A 21,944-nucleotide genomic window follows, 5' to 3' on the forward strand; every position below is an offset into this window, starting at 1 on the left:
TATGCACTTTTTTACTTGTTTACAGTGCAGATAAAGAATAAATTCGGATTTAAAATATAGTCGAAGGACTCAAAACTGTAGGAGATTAAAATGGAAGAAAATATAAACAATACAGAATCTAAAGCTGTAGATTCTACTAATACAGAAACTACAAAAAATGAGGTTGCAACTGAAACAAAAGCTGAAACAAAAGTATTTACACAAGAGGAAATGGATAAAATTATTGCAAAAAGATTAGCTAAGGAAAAGCAAAAGGCGGAGGCGGAGAAAGCTGAGGCAGAGAAACTTGCAAAAATGACTGCGGAAGAAAAAGCAAAGTTTGAGTTTGAAAAAATGAAAGCAGATTTTGAAGCAGACAGAAAAGAATTTGCTAGGCAAAAGATGACATTAGAGGTAACTAAACAGTTGACTGAAAAGGAATTACCTTCTTCTTTAGCTGAATATTTAGTGACAGATGATGCAGAAACAACTAAAGCAAACATAGAAAATGTTAGCACTATTCTTAATAGTTGGTTAGAGGTAGTTTTAACTAAAAAAGTGGCTGGTAAAGCACCAACTTCTGCTGGAAAAGTAGAAACAACTATAACAAAAGAACAATTTAAAAATATGGGATTTATAGAGCAACAAGACTTTGCTGTTAAATACCCAGATCTATACAAAAAATATTTATAAAAAGAGGAGAGATTTATATTATGGCAAATCAATTAATTAACAACGTAGTTTTAGGTGAGGTTATAGGGGCAGAATTGCCTTCTAAATTAAAATTTGGTGGGGTGGCAACAGTAGACAACACTTTAGTTGGACAAGCTGGAGACACAATAAAAGTTGAAAAATATACTTATATAGGTGAAGCTGAGAACGTTTCAGAGGGTTCACCAATTCCAACCGCTGATTTAGTAATGACTTCACAATCAGTTACTTTATCTAAAGCTGGTAAAGGTTTTGAATTAACAGACGAAGACGTTCAAAGAAGAGGGAATGAAGTAGTAAATGAGGGTAAAAGACAATTAACTATGTCTATTTCAGATAAAATTGATACAGACTCTTATACTTCTTTAAAATCTACAAAATTAAAGCATACTTGTGCAGGTAAATTAACTTTTCAAGATATAGTAAGAGCGATTGCACTATTTGAGAGTGAAGATGATAATGAAAAATTTGCATTATACATACATCCGAACCAAGAGGCCGACATTATCTTAACACAAGATTTTATACCAGCTTCAAACTTAGGAGATCAAATTTTGGTAAATGGTGCTATCGGAAGACTAGGTGGTGCGGATGTAGTTAAAACTAAGAAAGTTAAGAAAGTAGCTAACAAATATCACAATGTTGTTGCTAGAGAGCGTGCTTTAGGTATCAAACTAGGTAAATCTGTAGGTATAGAAGATGAGAGAGATGCAAAACATCAGAAAACTGCTTATTACGGTTCAGAAGTATATGTTGTTTACTTAGCAAAAGACAATGGTGCTGTAGAGGTAGTAACTACAGAAGCATAATAATAAAGGGTTAGGGGGTTCTCCCTACCCCTATTTTTTTAGGGAGGTAATTATGTTAGAACAATTCAAGGTTTTACTGGGTAAGGAAATAGAAAATGGTATTGCAACAGTTTATTTAAATAGGGCTAGTTCTGCTGTATTAAAGCTTACAAGAAGAACAGAAGTTACACAAGAACTAGAAGATATAATAGTTGACTTAGCTATATACAGATACAACATGCAAAACTCTACACATTTAAAAAGTGAAAACTACGATGGTGCTAGTTTTAGCTATAATACAGATATTCCAGATTTTTTATTAAGTGAAATAAATGAATTCAAATTAAAAAAAATGAGGGTTTTATAATGAGAACTAAAAAATATAATATCTATATATTTGAAGAGAAAGAAAATTCGCTTTGTGAAAAAGTAAAGAATTATACAAAGATTCAAACTGCGGAACTTTTCATATTTAAAAAAGGTAAATCTTATACTGAAAAGCTAGGTATAGATACTGAAACAATTATCTATAATGCACTTGCATATGAATTACAGGGATTAAAGGATGGAATGTTTGTAGAAATAGATAAAGTTAAATATAAGATTAAGGATTTAGAGGACTTTGGACACAAGGTCTTTTTTAAGTTGGAGGAATAATGAAACTTATTAAATTAATAAATGGAAATCTTATTAAAATATTGGGTATTCTTTTTAAATGTAATTGGAGGAGGAATTTTATGCTGAAAGAGGTTTTATCAAAATTAAAAGAGTTAGGAATACTAATTAGAAGCTTTGGGGTAGACGAAGAAGAACTATTAGAAAATGATAAAGAGTGCGTTGTGTATACATATGGATCGATAGAAAGAAGTAATAGATTTAGGCTAGATATTAGAATAATTGCTAAAACACTTGATAGATGTTTAGAAATTAAAGAAAACATGGAAGATTTACTGGTTGGAATTGGTGATGAAGTAAAAGTTAAAAAATGTACTAAAATTACGTTCGAGGGTGGTTCTAGTGCAACTGAAAAAGAAACAGAAACAGTACATCTTTTATTTACAATAAGCTTTGTGGGGCATAGATAATGAGTGATGTAATAGTAGACACTTCTGAATTTGAAAAAGATTTAAATAATTATATTAACTCGTTATTACCAAAAGCTTTAGAAGATGGTGTAAAGAAAGCATGTTTAGTAGTAGAAGCAGATGCAAAAGCAGAGGTTAGAAAAGACTTAGGACAACTAGCGGGAAGTATAAAAAGTGATACTGAAATAAAAGGTTCTGAGATTAATGGTTATGTAAGTGCCAATACAGAATATGCTTTATTTGTACATGAAGGAACTGGGATTTATGCAAAAGGTGGAAATGGAAGAAAAACAGCTTGGATGTACAAAGACAGGGACGGTAAATTAGTAAGAACTGTAGGGCAAGAAGCAAAACCGTTTTTGAGCAATGCTGTAGAGAAAAATAAAGATAAAATAAATGAAATAATAGAACAAAGTTTAAAGTAGGAGATGATTAAATGAGCAAACAAGACGTTACATTAGGTAGTGGTGATTTATATATTAAAAAATTTACTGGTGAAATTCCAGCCGATGATGTTATAGAAGTTGAAGAAAATAAAATAGGTGGTATTTCTGGAGGTGCAAGTGTAAGCTATAAGCCAACTTTAGAAACTGTAGCAGATGACAAAGGTTTTGTGTGGAGAGTATTTATTAAAGATACAGAAGTAATATTTAAGTCTGGGGTTTTATCTTGGAATTTAGATGTTTTAAATAAACTTGCATTAGCTGGAGAAATAACAACTATAGAAAATAAGAAAAGAAGATTAGTGCTAGGACAAAGAGGGGCTATTGACTCACATTTAATAAGATTCGTACATACTAAGGGAGACGGAAGTAAATTTAGGGTAACAATAGTTGGAACATGTCAGAATGGTTTTGAATTAGTGTTTGATGCAGAAAAAGCAACTGTAATTGATGCAGAGTTTGTTGCAGGTTCACTGGATCAAAACGGAACTAAGTTAATTTTAGAAGAAGATATAGTAGAAGTAGGGGGAAGATAATTAATGTTAGATTTAACAATTTTAAGCGAACAATATTTTGGTATAAAACTTTTAGACGGAAGAGTTATAAATTTAAAAAAGATGACACAAGGTATGATAATTACAACAACAGCTATGGATAAAGCTATAGCAAAGGCAAACAAGGAAAAGAATTATGAAGCTGTTTTAAACTTAAACAATGATAGGTTAGAGTTAATACTTAATCATAACAAAGAGGGAATTACTATTACTAAAAAAGAAATAAATGAGCTTACGACAGATCAAATGAGTGCACTTATAATTGCGTATTCACAGTGGATGCAAGAGATAAACAACAACCCAAACTAAATATCCCTTCGATGCCGAGAATTGGAACAGATGAAGACGGTGACGGCAAAGAGGGGGAATTAATGACAAAGATAAAAAGAGTTATAGATTATCTTAATATTAATTATTTTCAGGCGTTAGATCTAAGTTCTGACGTCTTTCTTCTTGCAGTAAAAAATCATTACATCTCAGAGTTAAATGAGTCTGAGGAAGGTAGAAAATATCTAGCTGATTGCAAAAGACTTAACACAACTGAACTTGATATTAATGCTTTTAGAAGATTAAAAAGTGAGGTGAGTAAGTAATTGGATTTAAGTGCAATTAAGATTAATGTACAGGCGGATACTAAAGAAGCAAGTAGTAATTTAGATAAATTAAAGAAGAATGGTGAGAGTTTATCTAAAATCGGTACTGGTCTAACGTTGGGGCTTACTGTACCGATTGTTGCTTTTGCGGGTGCAAGTGTCAAGGCAGCGGATGCATTAAGGCAAACACAAAGGAAAAGTGAAGTTATATTTGGTGAAATGACTAAAGACGTTCAAAAATGGGCTTTAGAAAATGAGAGAACTTTCGGATTAGGTGCAGGTACAATCGAGGGATTTACAGGAAAGATTGCAGATTTAACCCAAGGTATGGGATTAGGAAAGAAAGAGTCTTTTGAAATGGCAAAAGGTGCTATGGAATTAGGTGTACAACTAGGCAACTGGAATGGTGTAAGTGCTGATGTTGCTATGAGTGATTTGACAAGTGCGATAGCTGGTTCGCATAAGGCTATGGAAAAATACGGTGTTAAGCTAAATCAAACTGTACTAGATGAACAAACTAGAAAGATGGGATTAGGTGACACATTTAATAAGCTGAAAGAATCTGAAAAAGCACAGGTAAGATACAACGCAATAATAGGTGCTAGTGGAAACGCTATAGATTTCTGGAATAAAGGTAATAGATCAACTGCATTTTATATGAATGAAATTAAAGAACAGATAGGCAACGTAATGGAAGTTTTAGGACAAGTATTCTTGCCTGTTTTGGACAAAGTAGTTAAAAAAGTAGCAGATTGGACTTCTAATCTTGCGAAAGTCGTTAGTGAAAATCCAGAATTAGTTAAAGCTGTAGTTGCTATTGGAGGTGCTTTGGCTGGTCTCGGCCCCGCATTACTTATAGTTGGTAAAGTAATGACTTTATGTGCTAGTTTCCCCGCTCTAATACCAGTTTTTGGTGCTGTGGCAGGTGCAATCGGACTGTTAGGATTATCTTTCTTAGGAACGAATGAAAAGGCACAAAAATTTATAACAGAATTGCCTTCTAAGATATTTGACGGTCTTAATAAAATGTTAGAAAACATTACGGCTAAGTTACCAGAAATGACTGCAAAAGGATTAGAAATAGTAAATAATCTACTGAATGGTGTAGTATTAGGCTTCCCAATTTTAATAAACTTCGTTGGTGAAATGATAGTAGGATTATTAAATACATTCTTTACATACATGCCTAATTTTCTATTAACAGGTATAGATTTTATAGTAAATATATTAAATGGTGCGGTATTAAAGTTTCCAGAGCTTGTTAGTGGTGTAATAGACTCTATCACTAATTTATTATTCAAACTTTGGGAAAAGATGCCTACTTTTCTTCAAACAGGTTTTGATTTTGTTAAAAATATGCTTGATGGATTTATTCAAAAGTTTCCTACTTTGCTACAAAATATGATTGATGGGGTATTAAAAATTCTAGCTAAAATAAGAGAAAAGATGCCTGAGTTTATGAAGAATGGACTAGAATTTGTTGCTAAAATGATATCTGGTATAGCTAGGAATTTACCTTCAATAATATCTAAAATGGGGGAATTAGTAGCTAAGTTAATCGGAAAATTAGTTGAAAACTTACCACGATTCTTATCAGAAGGTGGAAAAATGGTGCTACAAATGATTAAAGGGTTATGGAATAACAAAGGTAAGCTATTAAGCATAGGTAAAGATTTAATAAAAGCGTTATGGGACAGCATGGTTGCTGGTGTAAAAAGCTTTTTAAACATAGGAACAAAAATTGTTGAGGGCATAAAGAACGGTATATCTAACGCATGGGGTAGTTTTACAAGTTGGGTTGGAAGTAAGATTAAGAGTATACCTATTATCGGATCATTCTTGAGCGTATCGCCAGAAGAAGGAAGCGAAGGAATTGAAGCTGTACCAGCAGGTTATGGAATTAGTGCTATGAGTACATATACAAGAAATCCATTTGCATCATTAAGTGGTGCGTTTGGTGGTGTAATAAAAACAAGAGATGAAATTCTGACAAGGGAAAGAAAAGATACTGATAAGGCAATAGAAAACAAAACATTAAACTTAACATTAAACATAGATAAATTTACTAATAACAGAGAGATTGATATTGAGGAACTAACAGAAGAAATAGCATTTAACTTGCAAAGAAAAGTAGCATTTTAGGAGGTGATTGGATGAGTTTTCAATTTAAAAAACATAATAGTGATGAACTAGACATTTGTGTAAAATCGTCTAATCATCTCTATATGTTTGAGAAGAAAAGGGAAATTATTGAGGTTTCTGGTAGAAATGGAGACTTAATAATTGAAGATGGATCTTATAAAAATAAAACATTGGAAATTATATGTGTAACAGAAGATAAATTTAATATACAGGAAAAGCTTAACTGTATAGAAGAATGGTTACAGTCGAATGGTTATGAATATATAGAATTTGACGATGGAAATAGAATAAGCTGTTATTTCTTAAATATAACAGAAACAAAAGAGATAATTAAAAATGTAGTCGAATTTAAAATTAATTTTACGTGTAGGAGGGAACAGGCTTGATACCACAAATATTAGATAAATTTGAAAATGAATTAGGTCTGTTAACAGACTGCATTGAGGGAATAGCAATTGAAGAAAGAAATGGGATGTGTGAAATAGAAACAACATATCCTATTTTTTCTGAAAATTATAAAGAATTGAAACGTGGAAATTTTATAGTCGCAGACGTTAATGATACATTAAAAAATCAAAAATTTAGAATTTACAAATTATCTAAAGCATTAAACGGAAAAGTGAAAGTATATGCAAAACATATATTTTTTGATTTAGCTAGAGATGTAATTGAAAAAGTAGAACTTTCAAACGCAAGCTGTGAGTATGCATTAAATGAATTATTTAGAAATAGTCAATTTTCAAATAAGTTTAAGGGTGAGTCTGATATTATTAACTCTAAGAATTTTTCTATGAAAGCTGAAAATCTAGTTAAAAGTATTGGTGGGGTACAAGGTTCAATTTTAGATACATTCGGAACAGGTGCAGAGATACTAAGAGACAATAGAGTTGTTAAAGTATTAAATAAACGTGGGCATGATAACGGAGTTTCTATTGAGTATGCAAAGAATATGACAGGATTAAATATTGATTTTGATGATTCGGATTTAATTACTAGGATTAAGGCTGTAGCAAAGTATACTGATAAAAATAACAATGAAGTTATAGTTTTTAGCAATCCTAAGTTTGTAGATTCGCCTTTAATTAATGAGTATGAAACACCTTTCATAAAAGAAATTGATTTTTCTAGTAGCTTTGAAAATGGTTCTATTCCAACTCCTGACAAGCTTAAAGCGTTAGCAGAAAAGTATTTTAGAGACAATAAATGCGACCAGGTTAAAACAAACATTAAAGTTGAATTTATACCTTTATCTAAATGTGTTGGATATGAAAATATACAAGATAATATAAGTTTGTGCGATACGGTTACTATTAAAGATTACAGATATAACTTAGATACAAAGGCAAAGGTAATAAAGACTTATTTTAACTTTTTGTCTGGGAGATATGAAAAAATTGAATTAGGAGATGCTAAAACTTCTTTAGGTGATTTAGTTGGCGGTGGTTCTAATGCTGGTGATAGCATAGAAAATGAAACATCTAAAGTTCCACCTATTAACGATGGATCTTTTCCTGATACATTGCCCAAAATTCCAACTTTAAATAGTAGGCTTTATGGATTTGATTCTATAGAGTTGAGTTGGACATTTGAAGCAAAGGCATATTATTCTTATGAGTTATATGCTAGTAAAGTTAAAGATTTTACCCCTAGCACATTCGATTTGCTATTTGAAGGACAAGGTAGTACATTCTTACATTCAGCTAAACCTTGCGAAACTTGGTACTACAAAGTAAGAGCAGTAAATTCTCATGGAAATGCCACGGATTTTAGTAATCAAATTGAAGTTGAGACTGTAAAGATAGAAGATCTATCAAACTATGTAAGTGAAATGGCTATAGGGGATGCTCTAATAGGCGAACTAAATTTAGGTAGAGGATGGTTTGGACAGTTAACAGGAAATTATATTGATGCTAGGAGATTAACTGTAACTGATGGTAATGGAAAAAGGACATTTAGCGTAGATGATTTTGGAAGAGTAGCTATAGATGCATATTCTTTTACGATTAAATCTAAATCTTTATTAGCAACTGTAAGCGATGATATATCTAACGGACAGTCTATTAAAAATGCAAGTATGGAATTAAAGAGTGATGGTTTTCATACTATTTCTGGTGGCATAAAAACTTCTATTAGTAATGGAGTTGTAACTGTAAGGGATAGCAAGGGATACAAAGTGGCAGAGGTAAACAGAAATTTACAACTTTTTAATTCAACTGATGGCAATTCGTCAGACTTTTGCGGCGGATTAAGAACTTCTATTATTAAGGCTGAAAATACACATGGAATTGAACTCGTTATGGATGATGGTGAAGACTATATGTGTTTTTCAACAACTCAAGGTGATGGTGGTATTTCTGATTCATCGACAACTTGGTTGAAATGTAATAGAACAGGAAATGTACATTTGTATAAAAATTTAGATTTTCATGAGTTTGGTTTACTTAGAACGCATATAAATCAAGATAAAGTTGATACGTGCTTCGTTGGAAATTTAGCACTTAGAAGCAATCAAGTTAATACTAATTATAGTTCTAGTAATTTACACTTGAACTATTGGAGAGGATATAACGCAACTAGCTTTCCAGCCCGAACTTATGTAGGACAAGGAAATAACGATGGTAGTAGAGGGATATTATATTGTAAAAGTATAGATACAAAAGAAGCTACTATACAGGAGCAAAACACTAGAATAGGTACTAAAGCAACATATGGAGTAACTGCACTCGATGATTTTATAGAAGATATGTATTTTGCAAAGGTAAAAGATGATAGAACATGCATTATAGCTTTAGATCATAACTTTATAGCTCAAGCTAATACAGAAATGGAATATCATGTTCAAGTTTCAGGTTATGAGGGTAGTAACTTTAAAATAGAGCGTTTTAATACTCACATACTGCTAACAGGTGGAATTGTTAATGAAGAGGTTAGTGTAGTTGTAAAAGCTAGAACTAGAAATCAAGAGTACATTAGGTATAGAAATATAATCGAAGATACAGAGTTAAATAGCTGGGGCATGGAAAATGTACTCAGAGGCCAACTAGAAGAAAAAGAAGGCAATGAAAATAGTTTATACAATCTTCTTAAAGAAACGGTTGAAAAGAATAGTTATACAAAGTATAGAAAAAACATGTCTTATGCAAATGAAATAAAAAATAATTTAAATATAGAAGGGAAGTAGATATAATGCTAAAAAAGAAGTTAACAGGTGTAATGCTAATAAAAGAGAATGGTTTTGATGTTCTTACTTTTACATATAATGAAATGGATATGAATACAAGACAAGTAGTTGCTATGAACAAACAATCAAACGTAATAATAGATCAAGAGGAAGTTTCTGAAATAAGGTCGCACTTAGATGCTGTGGAGAACTTTGTAAAATTAGAAATGGAGAAACTATAAGGCTAAGATAAATTCTTAGTCTTTTTATTTTGTTAGGAGGGTAACATGAAAAGAGAATTAGAAGTAATGAATCTTGATATAGATAAATATAGTTACATGGCTTTAGCTAATATTGCACAAATGTCTGATGTAATAATTAAAGCTAAATTATTTAATAATGGTAAAGAAATTATACTTAATGGACAAACTATAACTTTAGGAGGTAAAACTCAAACTAGGGTTTTAGAGCAGACAACAGGCATAAGCATTGTAGATAACATAATAAGTATTGATTTAAAAAATGACTTTGTTAGTGAATCTGGAAAGGTTGAAATGGATCTAACTTTAAAAGATAGTGATGGACAGCTAACAACTGCAAAGTTTTTATTAAATGTTACAGGAAAAATACTAAGTGAAGACAGTATTAATGCAAAGGATAAATTAGATACGATTGAGTACATAGTTAAAGAATTTTCTAACAAAGCAGATAGTGCAATAGGTAAATTTAATTCAGAAAGCAAAACAGAATTAGATAATAGAAAAACTGAATGGGATGGACTAAAAAAGATTGCTATAAGTGAAAATAATGCAGTAGATTTACAAAATCAAGTTAATTCAGTTAGTTCGCAATTGTCAGAAAAAGCGACAAAAAAAGAATTACAAGCTGTTGCGAGTGGTTCACCAAAAGCTATCTTTAACACTTTACTAGATTTGAAAAATGCCTTTCCTCTTGGTAATTCCAATATTTATCTTGTATTAGAAAATGGTAACTGGTATTACTGGAATACAGAGTGGATTTCTGGTGGTATATATCAAAGTTCTTTTGTTTCGGAAGGCGTGAATTTAACTAATATCATAGTAAATGGTAACTTTATTAATACAGAAAGCTGGGATTGTGTATCTTCTGCAAATGGTACGTTATCAGCCTTGAATAATGAACTTATATATACGGTGAATGGACTTGTTTCGTCGTCAAGAATACAACAAAATATTTATTCTGCTAAAGTAGGTCATAAATACTATATAAGAGCTGATATCAAGCCTAAATATGCTAATACAACATATACTGCGTTCGGCGGAGTAAACACATCTATAACACCTATTATTAACGAATGGAATAGCATTAAATCAGTAGTTACAGCAATTAATAATGGTGGTTTTAAATTTTATCATCCAACAAATAATCATTATGTTATTGGAGATACTTTTAGTTTTAGAAATGTTATCGTAGTAGATCTAACAAGTGCATATGGTGTCGGTAAAGAACCAACAATAGAAGAATTTGAAAAGTTACTAGAATTATATAATGGATGGTTTGATAAAACAATACAAGTTGCACCACCTATGAGTATAGATGAATTAGTGAAAGAGGTTGCTAATAAGGTTGATAAAAGCGAGTTAGAACAATTCACAAGAAAAAAGATTATAACAGTTGGATCGAATGGTGTTAGACATTTTTATAATTTAAGAAATGCACTTGAATCAATTTCTAATGCTTCAAGAAAAAATCAATATGAAATACAGCTTGATGAAGGAGTGTATGATGTTGGATTAATGTACACAAAAGAAGAAGTCGAAAACACAAACTTCAAAGGATTAGCAATACAAGATTATATATCTTTAGTTGGTGTAGGTTTAAAAGAAAAAACAATAATAAAATTTGAAATACCTTTAGATTATTCAAATGAAACTCAAATGCGGGTTGCACCAATTGCTAATATGGGAAATGGAGATTTGAAAAATCTAACTGTAATAGGTAAAAACTGTAGATATACAATACATGATGATTATGCTTATGAAAATGCTATAAAACATACTGAAAACTGCACATTTATAAAGCTAAAAGGTACAGGGAATAGCCAAGCGTGGGGAGAAGGAACAGGAAGTGGTATGCAATTTTATTTTAAAGATTGTGAGTTTATTACAGAGTATAATCAAGCACCTTACTCTACACATAATAATTTAAATCATAATGCTCCAACATATCACCGCTTTGATAATTGTAAATTCAAAAATGCAGGTGGATATTTTGGAATGCGTTTCATAACTTTGGATAGTGGTCAAATCGAAAAAGTTGATATAATTAATTGTTATATTGACGGAATTATTAAATTTGAAGAATATCAAAGTGGTGATGGTTGCAGATATGATTTTTATGGTTCTGGAAATAGTGAAATTTTAGTACTTATTGATAACAATAAAGATACTAAATTCCCTTGTCTTATAACAGATAGAGTTCAAGAAAAAATGAATGGAGGAACTACCAAACTATATAAAGGTGAATTAGTAAAGCTTAACAATGACGGAAGTGTTATTTTAAAGGCTGGAAATATAAATACTAAAATGATATATGGAATTGCATTAGAAGATATAGAACCCAGTGCAATAGGTAAAATTAAGCTTTTGAATGGATATATAGCAAGTAAGGATTTAAATTTAAACATTGTAACAGGAGATACGGTTGGAGTTGAAAATGGTATTCTTGTTAAAAATGCAGGTGTTGAGATTGGAATTGCAACAAGCAGAGATTTTGTTAAGCTATATTAATCACAATAGAAAGATAATACGAATTAAAACTCATCAGTGTGTGTTGAGATGTGTAAAATAGAATTTTTCTCCATAAAAGTATATAATTAAACTAAAACATTAATTATAGAAAGGAACGATAAATAATGAAAATATACGGATACAATGAGATTTTTCAAATAAAAAAAGAATTAGAGGATATTGTAAAAAAAATTAATGAAGGAAATGACAGTTCACTAATTAATATAGCTAATGAAATGAAGAAATATATAGTTGCCTATGACGCTCTTTTAAATAAAATTGGTCGATTTGGAACGGTTAATGATTTAAGTCTGATAAAAGGATTAACAGAAACTGAAATGTTGATTAAAAAAACAAAGAATAAGCTTTAATAAATACTTCAAGAGCCTTTATATTTTGGAGGGATTATATGGCGGTACAAAGAGTAAATATAACTTTAGAGCCTGAACTGTTCGAAGAATTTAAGAAATACGCTTATAAAAAAGGGATTACAATATCACCTTTTGTACAAGCTAAGATAAAAGAATTCATAGAAGAATAGAAGGAATTTGAAGAGTTTAAAAAATTAAAGAGAAAAGGTGCTTTATAGCATCTTTTTTATTACGCAATATTAAGTGTCAACACATATAAATACTTGAAAATAGGGTCGTGTGTACACTTTCAGTATTCGAAAGAAATTGCGAAATATATATAAATAAAACTGTATAAAGTTTAATTACAAATGATTATAAAAAAACTAGATTGAAAAACCAATCTAGTTTTGAAAATTATATATCGAATTTGAATAATTAATTATACTACATAATTTTGGGAAGTAGAAGTAACCAGATAAAAGAAATTCTTTTATTCAAAGTATTAATCCCCCTATGACAACCTGAGCCACATGTTATAAAAAATATAAATGAGGAAATTGTTGCTGGTATGGGTTTTGCATCATAAGAAACTTAAATAGTTTCTTCATAAGGCATGTCCTCCCTCCCGAGTTGTATCAACTCTAGTAAATGTTATTGAAAACAATTACCACATACATAGTAGCATAATTAATTGAAAATGTAAACACTTATTTGTAATTAGTATTATCATAGGGAAGTTAAAAAAGATAAAAAATACAAAAGAAAATTTGAGGTGAGAATTATTAAAATAAAAATATAACAGGAGGCAAGTATGGACTATGCAACTTTAGTTGGAAACTTAGGTTTCCCTATTGCCACAGCGGTAATTGGCTGTGGATTGCTTTATAAAAACTTAAACAGTAGAATACAAAAACTAGAACAGGAAAATAAAGAAGATAAGCAAATGTTTAATAGAGCTTTAGATAGTTTTAATGTTACAGTAGAGGAATTTAAATTAGTAGGTAAAGATATAACAGGCATCAAGCAAGACATAACGGAAATAAAATATAAATTAAAATAGGGGGCTATAATATGGAAAAGTTTTTTAATAAGATTACAAGTTTAATAGAAGTAAAAAAGATAATAGCTTTAGTTGTTGTTATTGTATTTTGTTCACTAGCGGTTAATGGAACTATAGATGCTAACGCATTTACAAACATAGCTGTAATGATAGTTGGTTATTACTTTGGACAATCTACGATAAAGGGGGCTAAATAATGGCTAAGAAAGTAGTAGTGGACTTTGGACACTATAAATGTGATTCTGGAGCGGTTTATAATTGGAATGGTAAACAGATAAGAGAAGTCGATTTGGTTATTGATATGGGTAATGCAATGGTTGAAGGCCTAAAAAGACATGGATTTGAAGTACTTGTTACATATGGATCTTTAGCTAATAGAGTTAGTATGGCCAATAACTTTAAAGCAGATTTATTTATATCTATACATACAAACGCAGGTGGCGGAGATGGATGCGAAGTGTATTGGACTGGCTCGAACAAAAACACTGAGAAATTGGCTAAATTATGCTTAGAAAACATATTAGAAGATAAACTTAATAACAGTAGAGGTGTTAAAAAATCAGCTTTTTACGTGTTAAAATATACTAATATGCCAGCTTGTTTAGTTGAAACAGGCTTTGGCGATAATGTAGAAGATAGAAAGGCCATAGATACTTTAAAAGAAAGAGAAGCTTTTGGAGAAGCACTAACAGAAGCAGTATGTGAGTATTATAATATTAAGTATAAAGTTGAAAGTAAACCAGTAGAACAGCCAACAGCTAATAGTAAGATATTTAGAGTAAAGGATAATGGAAAACAAATAGGTGCATATAGTAGAGAGGAAAGTGTTATATCTGAGGTTACTAAGTTGATTAAAGCTAAGAAAAGTAAAATAGAAATTACATATAGTTAATTAAGTTTTGAGTAGGGATATTTATATATCTCTACTTTTTTTCTAAATTATGTTAAAAATCACTTTACTCAAATCACGTTAACGTGATATAATGTAGAAAACAATACAGAGGTAAAAAAATGAATATATTATATCAAATATACACTGCAACTGAGGCTAGTAGAGAATGGGGATTAAATGAAAGTACTGTTAGAAAAGCAATTCAAAATGGTAAATTTAAAGAGGGAAGTGACTATAGGAAATCTGGAAAAGTAACATTAATAACTAAAGAAGCAATGGAAAAAGTGTATGGATCTATAAAAAAATAGAATAAAAAATGGCAGTAACAAAAGTTACCACCAAACTCGCACTTTAATTGTAACCTAGTTTCTGCCATAAGTAAAGGGAGGATATTATGGATACAATTAATTTAGCAGAAGAGTTAAGTATTAAATTATTAGGAAGGCTAACTTTAGATTTAGGATTTGATTTGCATAAACAGTTAGATGTAAAATCGCTGATTGATGAAGCATTGTATGAATACAATATTACAAGTAAATGTACAGCTCTAAGTATTGGGGATATAGAAGAAAAGGGAAAGGTATTTCTTGCATGTAAAAAACTTGAAGGCCTTTCAGATAATACTTTGTATAATTATAGTTTATTTCTTAAAAAAATGAATTTATTTTTCAATAAGCCAGTCTCAAGTATTGATGTAATGGAACTAAGAATGTTTTTAGCAGTTATTGGAGAGGGAAAAGAACAAAGTACACAAGGAAATTATATTACAATGCTTAAAAATTTTTTTACTTGGTTGCAAAACGAAGAATATATTATTAGAAATCCAAGCTCAAAACTTAGACAAGTTAAAAAGATAAAACAAATTAAAGAGCCTTACACATCAGAAGAAATTGAAAGATTAAGAGATAGCTGTGAGAGTTATAGAGAGAAGGCAATATTTGAAACTATGTTATCAAGTGCTTGTAGGATAAATGAGTTAGTTAATATAAAGATTAAAGACATAGATTTTGCTAATAGAGTTTTAAAAATATTAGTAGGAAAAGGCAATAAAGAAAGAATAACATATCTTAGCACTAGAGCTATTATGAATATTAACAAATATATAGAAGATGAAAGACAGGGAGACTCAGAGTATTTATTTGTTGGTAGAAGGTTGCCACACAGTAAACTAACTACTAGAAGTATACAAGTAGATATTAAAAAACTGCAAATAAAAAGTGGTGTTACAGGTAAAGTTCATGCACATAGATTCAGAAGAACACAGGCTACATTACTATTAAATAGTGGTATGGATATTACAGGGGTTCAAAGAATTCTAGGACATGAAAGTCCAGAAACGACTCAAAGATACTCAAGATTGAAACAGACAACGATTGAACATGAATTCAAGAGAATAGTTGGATAAAACATAATTATGTTATGTTCTAAGTTCTTTGTAAGCAGTTAGGAAAATTTTAGAAATTATATTGAAATTATTGTTTTATTTTACTAAAATGGAATTGTAAAGAAAAAATGGAGGGGTAAAAATGGGATATAGATTTAACACTGGTCATTTAACAGCACAACAAAATGCAATTATAGATCACAAGGAAAGAGAAGAACAGCTACGTAGAGAACAAAGAGAAGAAAGAGAGCGAATTGAAAGAGAAGAGAAGTTAAATAATAAAGAGAACTCAGGAGAATAAATTTATTAGGGGGAGAAGCATATGAAAATAGAATTTAGGAATTCAGATGGTGAAATCTTATTAGAAAAAGACTCAAATGAATTAAAAGATATTTTAAGTTCGATAACAAGGGAAGGAACAACGATAAAATTATTCTTTGGCAAAGACGACTCTATTCATGGATTTGTTAATGAGGTAATGTATGGTTATAACAAAGAAGAGAATGAAGAAAGTTTAAGTATTTATATAACGGAAGAGTATTATCATCCCACTCTTAAGATAAGACAAAAATTAGATGAAATTAACAAAAATATAGAGAATAGATAACATAAGAATTATAGGGTATCCGAAAGGGTACTCTTTTTTATATGTTTAAAACTTAATTTGACAGAGTTCTTTGAAGGAACTTAGTTCTAAACGACCAACAATCGTTTAGAGAGTTTGCAAAAGAAAATAACCTAATTGGTAGTAATAGAAATAAAGATGAGGTTTTTAAAAGACTCAGTTTTTTTTCTGTATTAAGGGTTCTTCGGAAGAACCCTTAATACTAACAGAGTAACAATTGTAGGTTCTTAAAAGACTTTCAAATTTTAAAAAGTGGTTCTTTTGAAGAACTACAAATTTAACTTAAAAACAGGTTCTTCCAAATAACTTGTTTTATATATTTAAAAGGGAGCATTGAAATGTAGCTACCTTCAAGGGATGGTTATCAGGAAATGGTAGGTCATCAAATGACCAACAATTATAGTACCTAGAATATATCATAGAATAGTTAGTTAATGGCGACTGAAAATAAAACAATGAGTAAAGAGAACTCCCAACGTTGGGAATTTAATAATATTGATAAAGATTAGAAGAAATTCTAGTCTTTTTTTATTACATAAAATGGAGGTAATTATGGTTAAACATGGATTGAGAAAGAAAAAAATTTATAGTGTATGGATAATGATGAAACAAAGATGTTTTAATACTAAAAATAAGGATTTTTACAACTATGGTGCTAGAGGTATTACGATATGTACTGAATGGTTAGACATTTCCAAATTCTATGAATGGGCAAAAGAATTTGGTTATAAAGAAGGTCTTACATTAGATAGAATTAATCCAAATGGTAATTATGAGCCAAACAATTGTAGATGGATTAGTAATACAGAACAACAAAATAATAAAAGGAATACTATTCATGTAATATATAATGATAAAATAGTAACTTTATCAGAACTATCTAAATTAACAGGAATAAAACGGGATATTATTGAAATGAGATATATAAGAGGTGATAGAGGCGATAGATTGATTAGAAATGTAAGAAAAAGAAGTGCTTAATTTATCTTGTATTTTAAATTTATACCCTATATAATAATATTAACAAACAAAAGCATTTGGAGACAACTAACATATAAATTTATGTAAAAATAAGTTGATTTAAATATAGAATTAACCTTATTTAGCCGTATTGGATTGCCCTACTAACTCAGAATTTATAGCAATCATAGCTGATAAGCTAAGATTAAAAAATAAGGTATCATAGTTATTTCTTTAGACATTATCTATTTTATAGATAATGTCTATTTTTATATGATTTTATAAAAACTAGTAAACTATTGTAGTAATCTAAAAAATTCTATACAATATAAATAATAACTAAATTGTTTACAAAGATAGGAGCGATTATATGTTTTCTAAAATACTTACAAATATAAAAAACAAGAATTAGAACATGAAATTTCTGTTATTGATCAACAAATTAAGGGATTAGAAGATTTAGAAAAAGTAAATCAAGATAAGCTTATGAATTCAATAATTAAATCTAAATAGAAGATTAAGAGGTGTTTTATGAAATACAAAATAATTTCAAAAGAAACTTTTGATAGTAATTATATATTTGAAGCAGAAAGATTTGGAGATAAAGTTATCAAAATTTATTCTAAAATGTCAACTGATATGAATTTAAATTGTGAATTGTTTTTTGATGAGGGAATCCCAAATTTTGTTGTAGAATCTTTTATAGAGTTATTTAAAAAAATTTCTATAGAATTTATTGATAAAAATGTTATGTATTTTGATAAAAATTTCAACGTAACTAGAGAAATAAAATTACTTTCAACAAAGGTTAATGATGAATATTATTTATTAAATGAAATAGCTGATATAAAAATATGTAGGACTAAAGAAAGTGAATTAGAAGAATTAAAATTATTTAAATAGGTGAGCGAAATGAAATTAGAAGAAAAAATTATAAAAGAAACAATTAAGTATGAAGGTAATTTCTTAAAATTTGCAAGCGTCGATGTAGAATTACCTGATGGAAAAGTCAGTAATAGAGATATAATTAGACATCCAGGGGCTTCTGCTATAATAGCATTTTTTGATGATGATACAATACTATTGGTTAAACAATATCGTGCAGCGATTAAGGAAGTATTATTAGAATTACCAGCTGGAAAACTTGATTTAAATGAAGACCCTTTACAATGCGCAAAAAGAGAATTAGAAGAAGAGACTGGGATGAAATCAAATGATTTTACTTATTTAGGAACAATTGCAACTGGTGCAGGTTTTACTGATGAAGTAATTCATATCTATAAGGCTACAAATCTTTTCGAAGGAACTAAATCCTGCGATGAAGATGAATTTATAGATATATATAAATATAAACTAACAGAAGTTAAAAAAATGATAAGAGAAGGAAAGATAATAGATTCAAAGACTATAGCAGCATTTATGTATTTATAGTATAAGAAAAATTTAAGTTTTATTTTAGGTTATTTTAATAATTTACAAATATAATTAAAGTGAAGTTATTATTTAGTGAGGATAAAAATATGAAAATTAAAAAGTTAATTATTATTTTAGGAATAAGTACTACTATATTTTTTAGTAGTTTTGTTAATTCTTTTGCAGACCAATTTAATGTTGTGACTTTAGGTGCAAATTTAAATCAGCAACAGAAGGATAGTATGCTAAAGTATTTTAATGCAAAAGATGGTAGTTATCAACTAATAACCGTTAATAATAAAGAAGAAAGAGATGCATTAAAAGGGATAGCACCTTTATCTGAAATAGGAAACAAGACAATATCATGTTCTTATGTGCAGCCGACATCTTCAGGTTCTGGTATAAATGTCAAGACAGCTAACCTAACTTGGGTAACTGCATCAATGATTTCTAACACATTAGTAACAGCAGGAGTTAATGATGCAAATGTAATTGCAGCAGCACCTTTTCAAGTTTCAGGAACAGGTGCATTAACAGGGATTTTAAAAGGGTTTGAAGATTCTACCGGTGAAAAATTAGATAAAAATAAAAAAGAACTTGCTAATCAAGAACTTGTTACTACAGGTAACATAGCAAACGATTCAAAAGTTGGACAAGAAAAGGCAGCTGCAATAGTAAATGATGTTAAAAAAGAAGTAATCAAAGACAATGCTCAGGATCCAAATAAAGTTGAAAAAATTATAAATAATGTAACAAATAATTATAATATATCTTTACCAGAAGCACAGCAAAAGGAATTAAAAGATCTTATGGTGAAAATAGGTAAAGAAGATTATAATTATGACCAATTAAAAAGTACTTTAAATGATATTGGAAATAACATTAAAAATGTTTTAGAACAATCTGGCCAAGCTATAAAAGAATCTGGATTCTTTCAAAATTTATGGCAGAATATAAAAGATTTCTTTAGTAGTGAGAATACAAGTAATGGAAATGATAAGGATTTAGGTATAATAAATCAAACAGATAACTCAGCATTAGGAGATTCTGCTGTTGTTACTGGAAACAATACAGAAATCAAAGATACATCAAATAACACTCAAGATAATCAAAATAATAACCAATCGCAATCATCAAATGAAGAAGGTTTTTTTGAGAAAATCGCAAATTGGTTCAAAGGATTATTTAACTAAATAATCAAATAATATTAAATAATACCATTAAAATAATATGTGATTTAAATGTTTCAATTAAGAATATTTTCAATTTTACTTTCATAATATTACATAGAACTATGTTAGGAGGAGAAAGTGAAATGAAAGATATAGCTAAAAAATTGAGAGACATTTTTGAAAATCAAAAAATATATTATTTAATGGTATTATTATTTTTTTGTGTAGGAATAGTAATTGGTGTTTATGCAGTTAAATATATGAATGTGCCGGATAGACAAGATATTTCAAGTTATTACTCTAGTTTTGTTGATAGTTTAAGTAATAAGCCTATTAATTATGGTGTACTTTTAATAGAAGTTATCAAAAAAAATGCACTATTAATTATTCCAATAATTATATTAAGTTTTACTTTTTTTGGAGCTCCATTTATTTTAGGAATTAACTTAATAAAAGGTTTTTCTCTTGGTTATTCTTTTACGTTTTTGTTAACAACATTTAGTGGCAAAGGTATCTATTTAGCATTGACATCAATTATTCCTCAGAATTTAATTTATATTCCATGCTTAATTGCAATAAGCATTATAGCATTAAATTCTTCTACTGAAAGATTCAGGGATAGGTTTATTAAAAAGAAAAGTTATAAAAAGTCAAGTAATAACGGGTTAGCAAACATATTAATAATACTATTATGCATATTTATATTAGGAATAGTAATTGAAACATATGTTTCACCAAATCTTATGAAGTTTGTATTAACAAGATTTTATGTATAAAAAGTGGATTTCTAATGATAAAAATGAAGGGAATAAAGTGAAATTGTCGAATATATAAATATAGTAATGGTATAGGAGAGAGTAATGTTAGAAATTATTGAGAATTATAAGGAGTATTTACTTAGAAATGATAAAAGTGAAAATACCGTTTATGCATATGTGACAGATGTAAATCTTTTTTCAAAATTCCTTAAAAATAACAGTATGGAATTATATACATCAGACAACGTATCAATAATAGCTTATATTCAATATTTATTAGATAACGGTAAATCAGAAAGGTCAATAAATAGGATTGTTATAAGTTTAAGAAGTTTTTATGGTTTTTTGAAAGGTAAATCATTAATTAATGAGATTCCCAAAATAACATATAAAAGTAATAGAGCTAATAAAAAATTACCACAAATTCTTACTATTGAGGAAGTAGATAAGATTATAAAATCTGTCGATAAAAATGGTATAAAAGGTGTTAGGGACAATGCGCTACTTGAACTTATGTATGCAACAGGAATGAAGGTTTCAGAATTAATTTCATTAGAAGTTGAAGATATTAATTTAGATTTATCTTTTGTTAAATGCACAGATAACAAACATTATGAGAGACTTATTCCGATAGGAAGAAGTGCAAACAGAGCCTTAGAGGAATATGTTTTAGTTAGAGACGAAGTGGCTGAAACTGGCGAAAATAAATTATTTGTAAATCTAAATGGTAAAGGATTAACAAGACAAGGGATATGGAGAATAGTTAAAGAATATTCACATAAGGCAGGAATAAAAAAAGACGTTAATTTAAATACGTTTAGACATTCATTTGCGGTTCATATGCTTCAAAATGGTGCTAATGTCCGTGCCGTGCAAAAACTATTGGGAAATCAAGTTTTGACGTATATGGACACTTATTATGAAATTATTAATAGTGATAAAATAAACTTAGTATATAAAAATGCTCACCCAAGAGCATAAAAAATATTATAAAGAGGGATATAATATTAACTTAGAGCGAGAAATCGCTCTTTTTTTATTTTCTGAAGTTTCAAAATAGCAAATATTTTTATTGTTTATGGAAATAATAATTTAGAAAGGAGG

Annotated in this window: 29 protein-coding genes and 1 pseudogene; all 30 read left to right on the top strand. The window is 29.4% G+C overall.

Annotated features, from left to right (window positions below):
* Nucleotides 1-90 precede the first annotated feature (90 nt).
* The 30 genes and pseudogenes from INR60_RS04980 (at nt 91) to INR60_RS05115 (ending at nt 21,821) form a co-directional block, all read left to right on the top strand.
* Nucleotides 91-672 (top strand): DUF4355 domain-containing protein, encoded by a 582-nt coding sequence (locus INR60_RS04980; protein ID WP_194190374.1) that lies wholly within the window; start codon nt 91-93, stop codon nt 670-672.
* A 20-nt stretch (nt 673-692) separates the two neighbouring features.
* The gene (locus INR60_RS04985; protein ID WP_194190375.1) at nt 693-1,499 is read left to right on the top strand and encodes a N4-gp56 family major capsid protein; all 807 of its coding nucleotides are present in this window, start codon (nt 693-695) and stop codon (nt 1,497-1,499) included.
* A gap of 52 nt (nt 1,500-1,551) precedes the next feature.
* Nucleotides 1,552-1,845 (top strand): phage head-tail connector protein, encoded by a 294-nt coding sequence (locus INR60_RS04990; RefSeq protein WP_194190376.1) that lies wholly within the window; start codon nt 1,552-1,554, stop codon nt 1,843-1,845.
* Nucleotides 1,845-2,135 (top strand): hypothetical protein, encoded by a 291-nt coding sequence (locus tag INR60_RS04995; protein WP_194190377.1) that lies wholly within the window; start codon nt 1,845-1,847, stop codon nt 2,133-2,135. The genes INR60_RS04990 and INR60_RS04995 overlap by 1 nt, the downstream gene beginning before the upstream one ends.
* 80 nt (nt 2,136-2,215) lie before the next feature.
* On the top strand, nt 2,216-2,563 hold the full coding sequence (locus tag INR60_RS05000) for a hypothetical protein (RefSeq protein WP_194190378.1): 348 nt from the start codon (nt 2,216-2,218) through the stop codon (nt 2,561-2,563).
* Nucleotides 2,563-2,988, top strand: coding sequence for an HK97-gp10 family putative phage morphogenesis protein (locus INR60_RS05005; protein WP_194190379.1), 426 nt, complete (start codon nt 2,563-2,565; stop codon nt 2,986-2,988). The genes INR60_RS05000 and INR60_RS05005 overlap by 1 nt, the downstream gene beginning before the upstream one ends.
* 11 nt (nt 2,989-2,999) lie before the next feature.
* Nucleotides 3,000-3,542, top strand: a complete 543-nt coding sequence (locus tag INR60_RS05010; RefSeq protein WP_194190380.1) for a hypothetical protein — start codon at nt 3,000-3,002, stop codon at nt 3,540-3,542.
* A 3-nt stretch (nt 3,543-3,545) separates the two neighbouring features.
* The gene (locus INR60_RS05015; RefSeq protein WP_194190381.1) at nt 3,546-3,869 is read left to right on the top strand and encodes a hypothetical protein; all 324 of its coding nucleotides are present in this window, start codon (nt 3,546-3,548) and stop codon (nt 3,867-3,869) included.
* Nucleotides 3,870-3,880: 11 nt separating this feature from the next.
* Nucleotides 3,881-4,153 (top strand): hypothetical protein, encoded by a 273-nt coding sequence (locus INR60_RS05020; protein ID WP_194190382.1) that lies wholly within the window; start codon nt 3,881-3,883, stop codon nt 4,151-4,153.
* Complete coding sequence (locus INR60_RS05025; protein ID WP_194190383.1) at nt 4,154-6,295, top strand: phage tail protein; 2,142 nt, start codon at nt 4,154-4,156, stop codon at nt 6,293-6,295.
* Nucleotides 6,296-6,306: 11 nt separating this feature from the next.
* A complete protein-coding gene (locus tag INR60_RS05030; protein ID WP_194190384.1) occupies nt 6,307-6,681 on the top strand; it encodes a hypothetical protein in 375 nt (124 codons plus the stop codon).
* Nucleotides 6,678-9,476 carry a phage tail spike protein gene (locus INR60_RS05035; protein ID WP_194190385.1) on the top strand — a complete coding sequence of 933 codons (2,799 nt, stop codon included), beginning with the start codon at nt 6,678-6,680 and terminating at the stop codon, nt 9,474-9,476. The genes INR60_RS05030 and INR60_RS05035 overlap by 4 nt, the downstream gene beginning before the upstream one ends.
* Nucleotides 9,477-9,481: 5 nt before the next feature.
* The gene (locus INR60_RS05040) at nt 9,482-9,697 is read left to right on the top strand and encodes a hypothetical protein (protein ID WP_194190386.1); all 216 of its coding nucleotides are present in this window, start codon (nt 9,482-9,484) and stop codon (nt 9,695-9,697) included.
* A 45-nt stretch (nt 9,698-9,742) separates the two neighbouring features.
* Nucleotides 9,743-12,223 carry a hypothetical protein gene (locus tag INR60_RS05045; protein WP_194190387.1) on the top strand — a complete coding sequence of 827 codons (2,481 nt, stop codon included), beginning with the start codon at nt 9,743-9,745 and terminating at the stop codon, nt 12,221-12,223.
* Nucleotides 12,224-12,348: 125 nt separating this feature from the next.
* On the top strand, nt 12,349-12,594 hold the full coding sequence (locus INR60_RS05050; RefSeq protein ID WP_194190388.1) for a hypothetical protein: 246 nt from the start codon (nt 12,349-12,351) through the stop codon (nt 12,592-12,594).
* A gap of 38 nt (nt 12,595-12,632) precedes the next feature.
* Complete coding sequence (locus INR60_RS17505; RefSeq protein WP_274380429.1) at nt 12,633-12,764, top strand: hypothetical protein; 132 nt, start codon at nt 12,633-12,635, stop codon at nt 12,762-12,764.
* 623 nt (nt 12,765-13,387) lie between these two features.
* Nucleotides 13,388-13,636 (top strand): hypothetical protein, encoded by a 249-nt coding sequence (locus tag INR60_RS05055; RefSeq protein ID WP_194190389.1) that lies wholly within the window; start codon nt 13,388-13,390, stop codon nt 13,634-13,636.
* 11 nt (nt 13,637-13,647) lie between these two features.
* Nucleotides 13,648-13,833 carry a hypothetical protein gene (locus INR60_RS05060; protein WP_194190390.1) on the top strand — a complete coding sequence of 62 codons (186 nt, stop codon included), beginning with the start codon at nt 13,648-13,650 and terminating at the stop codon, nt 13,831-13,833.
* Nucleotides 13,833-14,528 (top strand): N-acetylmuramoyl-L-alanine amidase family protein, encoded by a 696-nt coding sequence (locus INR60_RS05065; RefSeq protein WP_194190391.1) that lies wholly within the window; start codon nt 13,833-13,835, stop codon nt 14,526-14,528. The genes INR60_RS05060 and INR60_RS05065 overlap by 1 nt, the downstream gene beginning before the upstream one ends.
* A 119-nt stretch (nt 14,529-14,647) precedes the next feature.
* Complete coding sequence (locus INR60_RS05070) at nt 14,648-14,836, top strand: helix-turn-helix domain-containing protein (protein ID WP_194190392.1); 189 nt, start codon at nt 14,648-14,650, stop codon at nt 14,834-14,836.
* A gap of 86 nt (nt 14,837-14,922) precedes the next feature.
* The gene (locus INR60_RS05075) at nt 14,923-15,933 is read left to right on the top strand and encodes a tyrosine-type recombinase/integrase (RefSeq protein WP_194190393.1); all 1,011 of its coding nucleotides are present in this window, start codon (nt 14,923-14,925) and stop codon (nt 15,931-15,933) included.
* Nucleotides 15,934-16,054: 121 nt separating this feature from the next.
* Nucleotides 16,055-16,213 (top strand): hypothetical protein, encoded by a 159-nt coding sequence (locus tag INR60_RS05080; protein ID WP_194190394.1) that lies wholly within the window; start codon nt 16,055-16,057, stop codon nt 16,211-16,213.
* 21 nt (nt 16,214-16,234) lie between these two features.
* Entirely contained in the window at nt 16,235-16,519 is a 285-nt protein-coding gene (locus INR60_RS05085; protein ID WP_194190395.1) for a hypothetical protein, read from the top strand.
* Between the two features lie 570 nt (nt 16,520-17,089).
* On the top strand, nt 17,090-17,518 hold the full coding sequence (locus INR60_RS05090; protein WP_194190396.1) for a hypothetical protein: 429 nt from the start codon (nt 17,090-17,092) through the stop codon (nt 17,516-17,518).
* Between the two features lie 139 nt (nt 17,519-17,657).
* Nucleotides 17,658-17,723, top strand: a pseudogene (locus INR60_RS17300) (sporulation initiation factor Spo0A C-terminal domain-containing protein); the annotation flags it as partial.
* A 305-nt stretch (nt 17,724-18,028) separates the two neighbouring features.
* Nucleotides 18,029-18,400, top strand: coding sequence for a hypothetical protein (locus tag INR60_RS05095; RefSeq protein ID WP_194190397.1), 372 nt, complete (start codon nt 18,029-18,031; stop codon nt 18,398-18,400).
* Nucleotides 18,401-18,409: 9 nt separating this feature from the next.
* Complete coding sequence (locus tag INR60_RS05100) at nt 18,410-18,928, top strand: NUDIX domain-containing protein (RefSeq protein WP_194190398.1); 519 nt, start codon at nt 18,410-18,412, stop codon at nt 18,926-18,928.
* A gap of 89 nt (nt 18,929-19,017) precedes the next feature.
* Entirely contained in the window at nt 19,018-20,103 is a 1,086-nt protein-coding gene (locus INR60_RS05105; protein ID WP_194190399.1) for a DUF1002 domain-containing protein, read from the top strand.
* A 122-nt stretch (nt 20,104-20,225) separates the two neighbouring features.
* The gene (gene spoIIM, locus INR60_RS05110) at nt 20,226-20,858 is read left to right on the top strand and encodes a stage II sporulation protein M (protein WP_194190400.1); all 633 of its coding nucleotides are present in this window, start codon (nt 20,226-20,228) and stop codon (nt 20,856-20,858) included.
* Nucleotides 20,859-20,942: 84 nt separating this feature from the next.
* Nucleotides 20,943-21,821 (top strand): tyrosine-type recombinase/integrase, encoded by an 879-nt coding sequence (locus INR60_RS05115; protein ID WP_194190401.1) that lies wholly within the window; start codon nt 20,943-20,945, stop codon nt 21,819-21,821.
* Nucleotides 21,822-21,944: the final 123 nt, after the last annotated feature.

Source organism: Clostridium chrysemydis (assembly GCF_015234215.1).
In the GTDB taxonomy this organism is placed as follows: Bacteria; Bacillota; Clostridia; order Clostridiales; family Clostridiaceae; genus Clostridium; species Clostridium chrysemydis.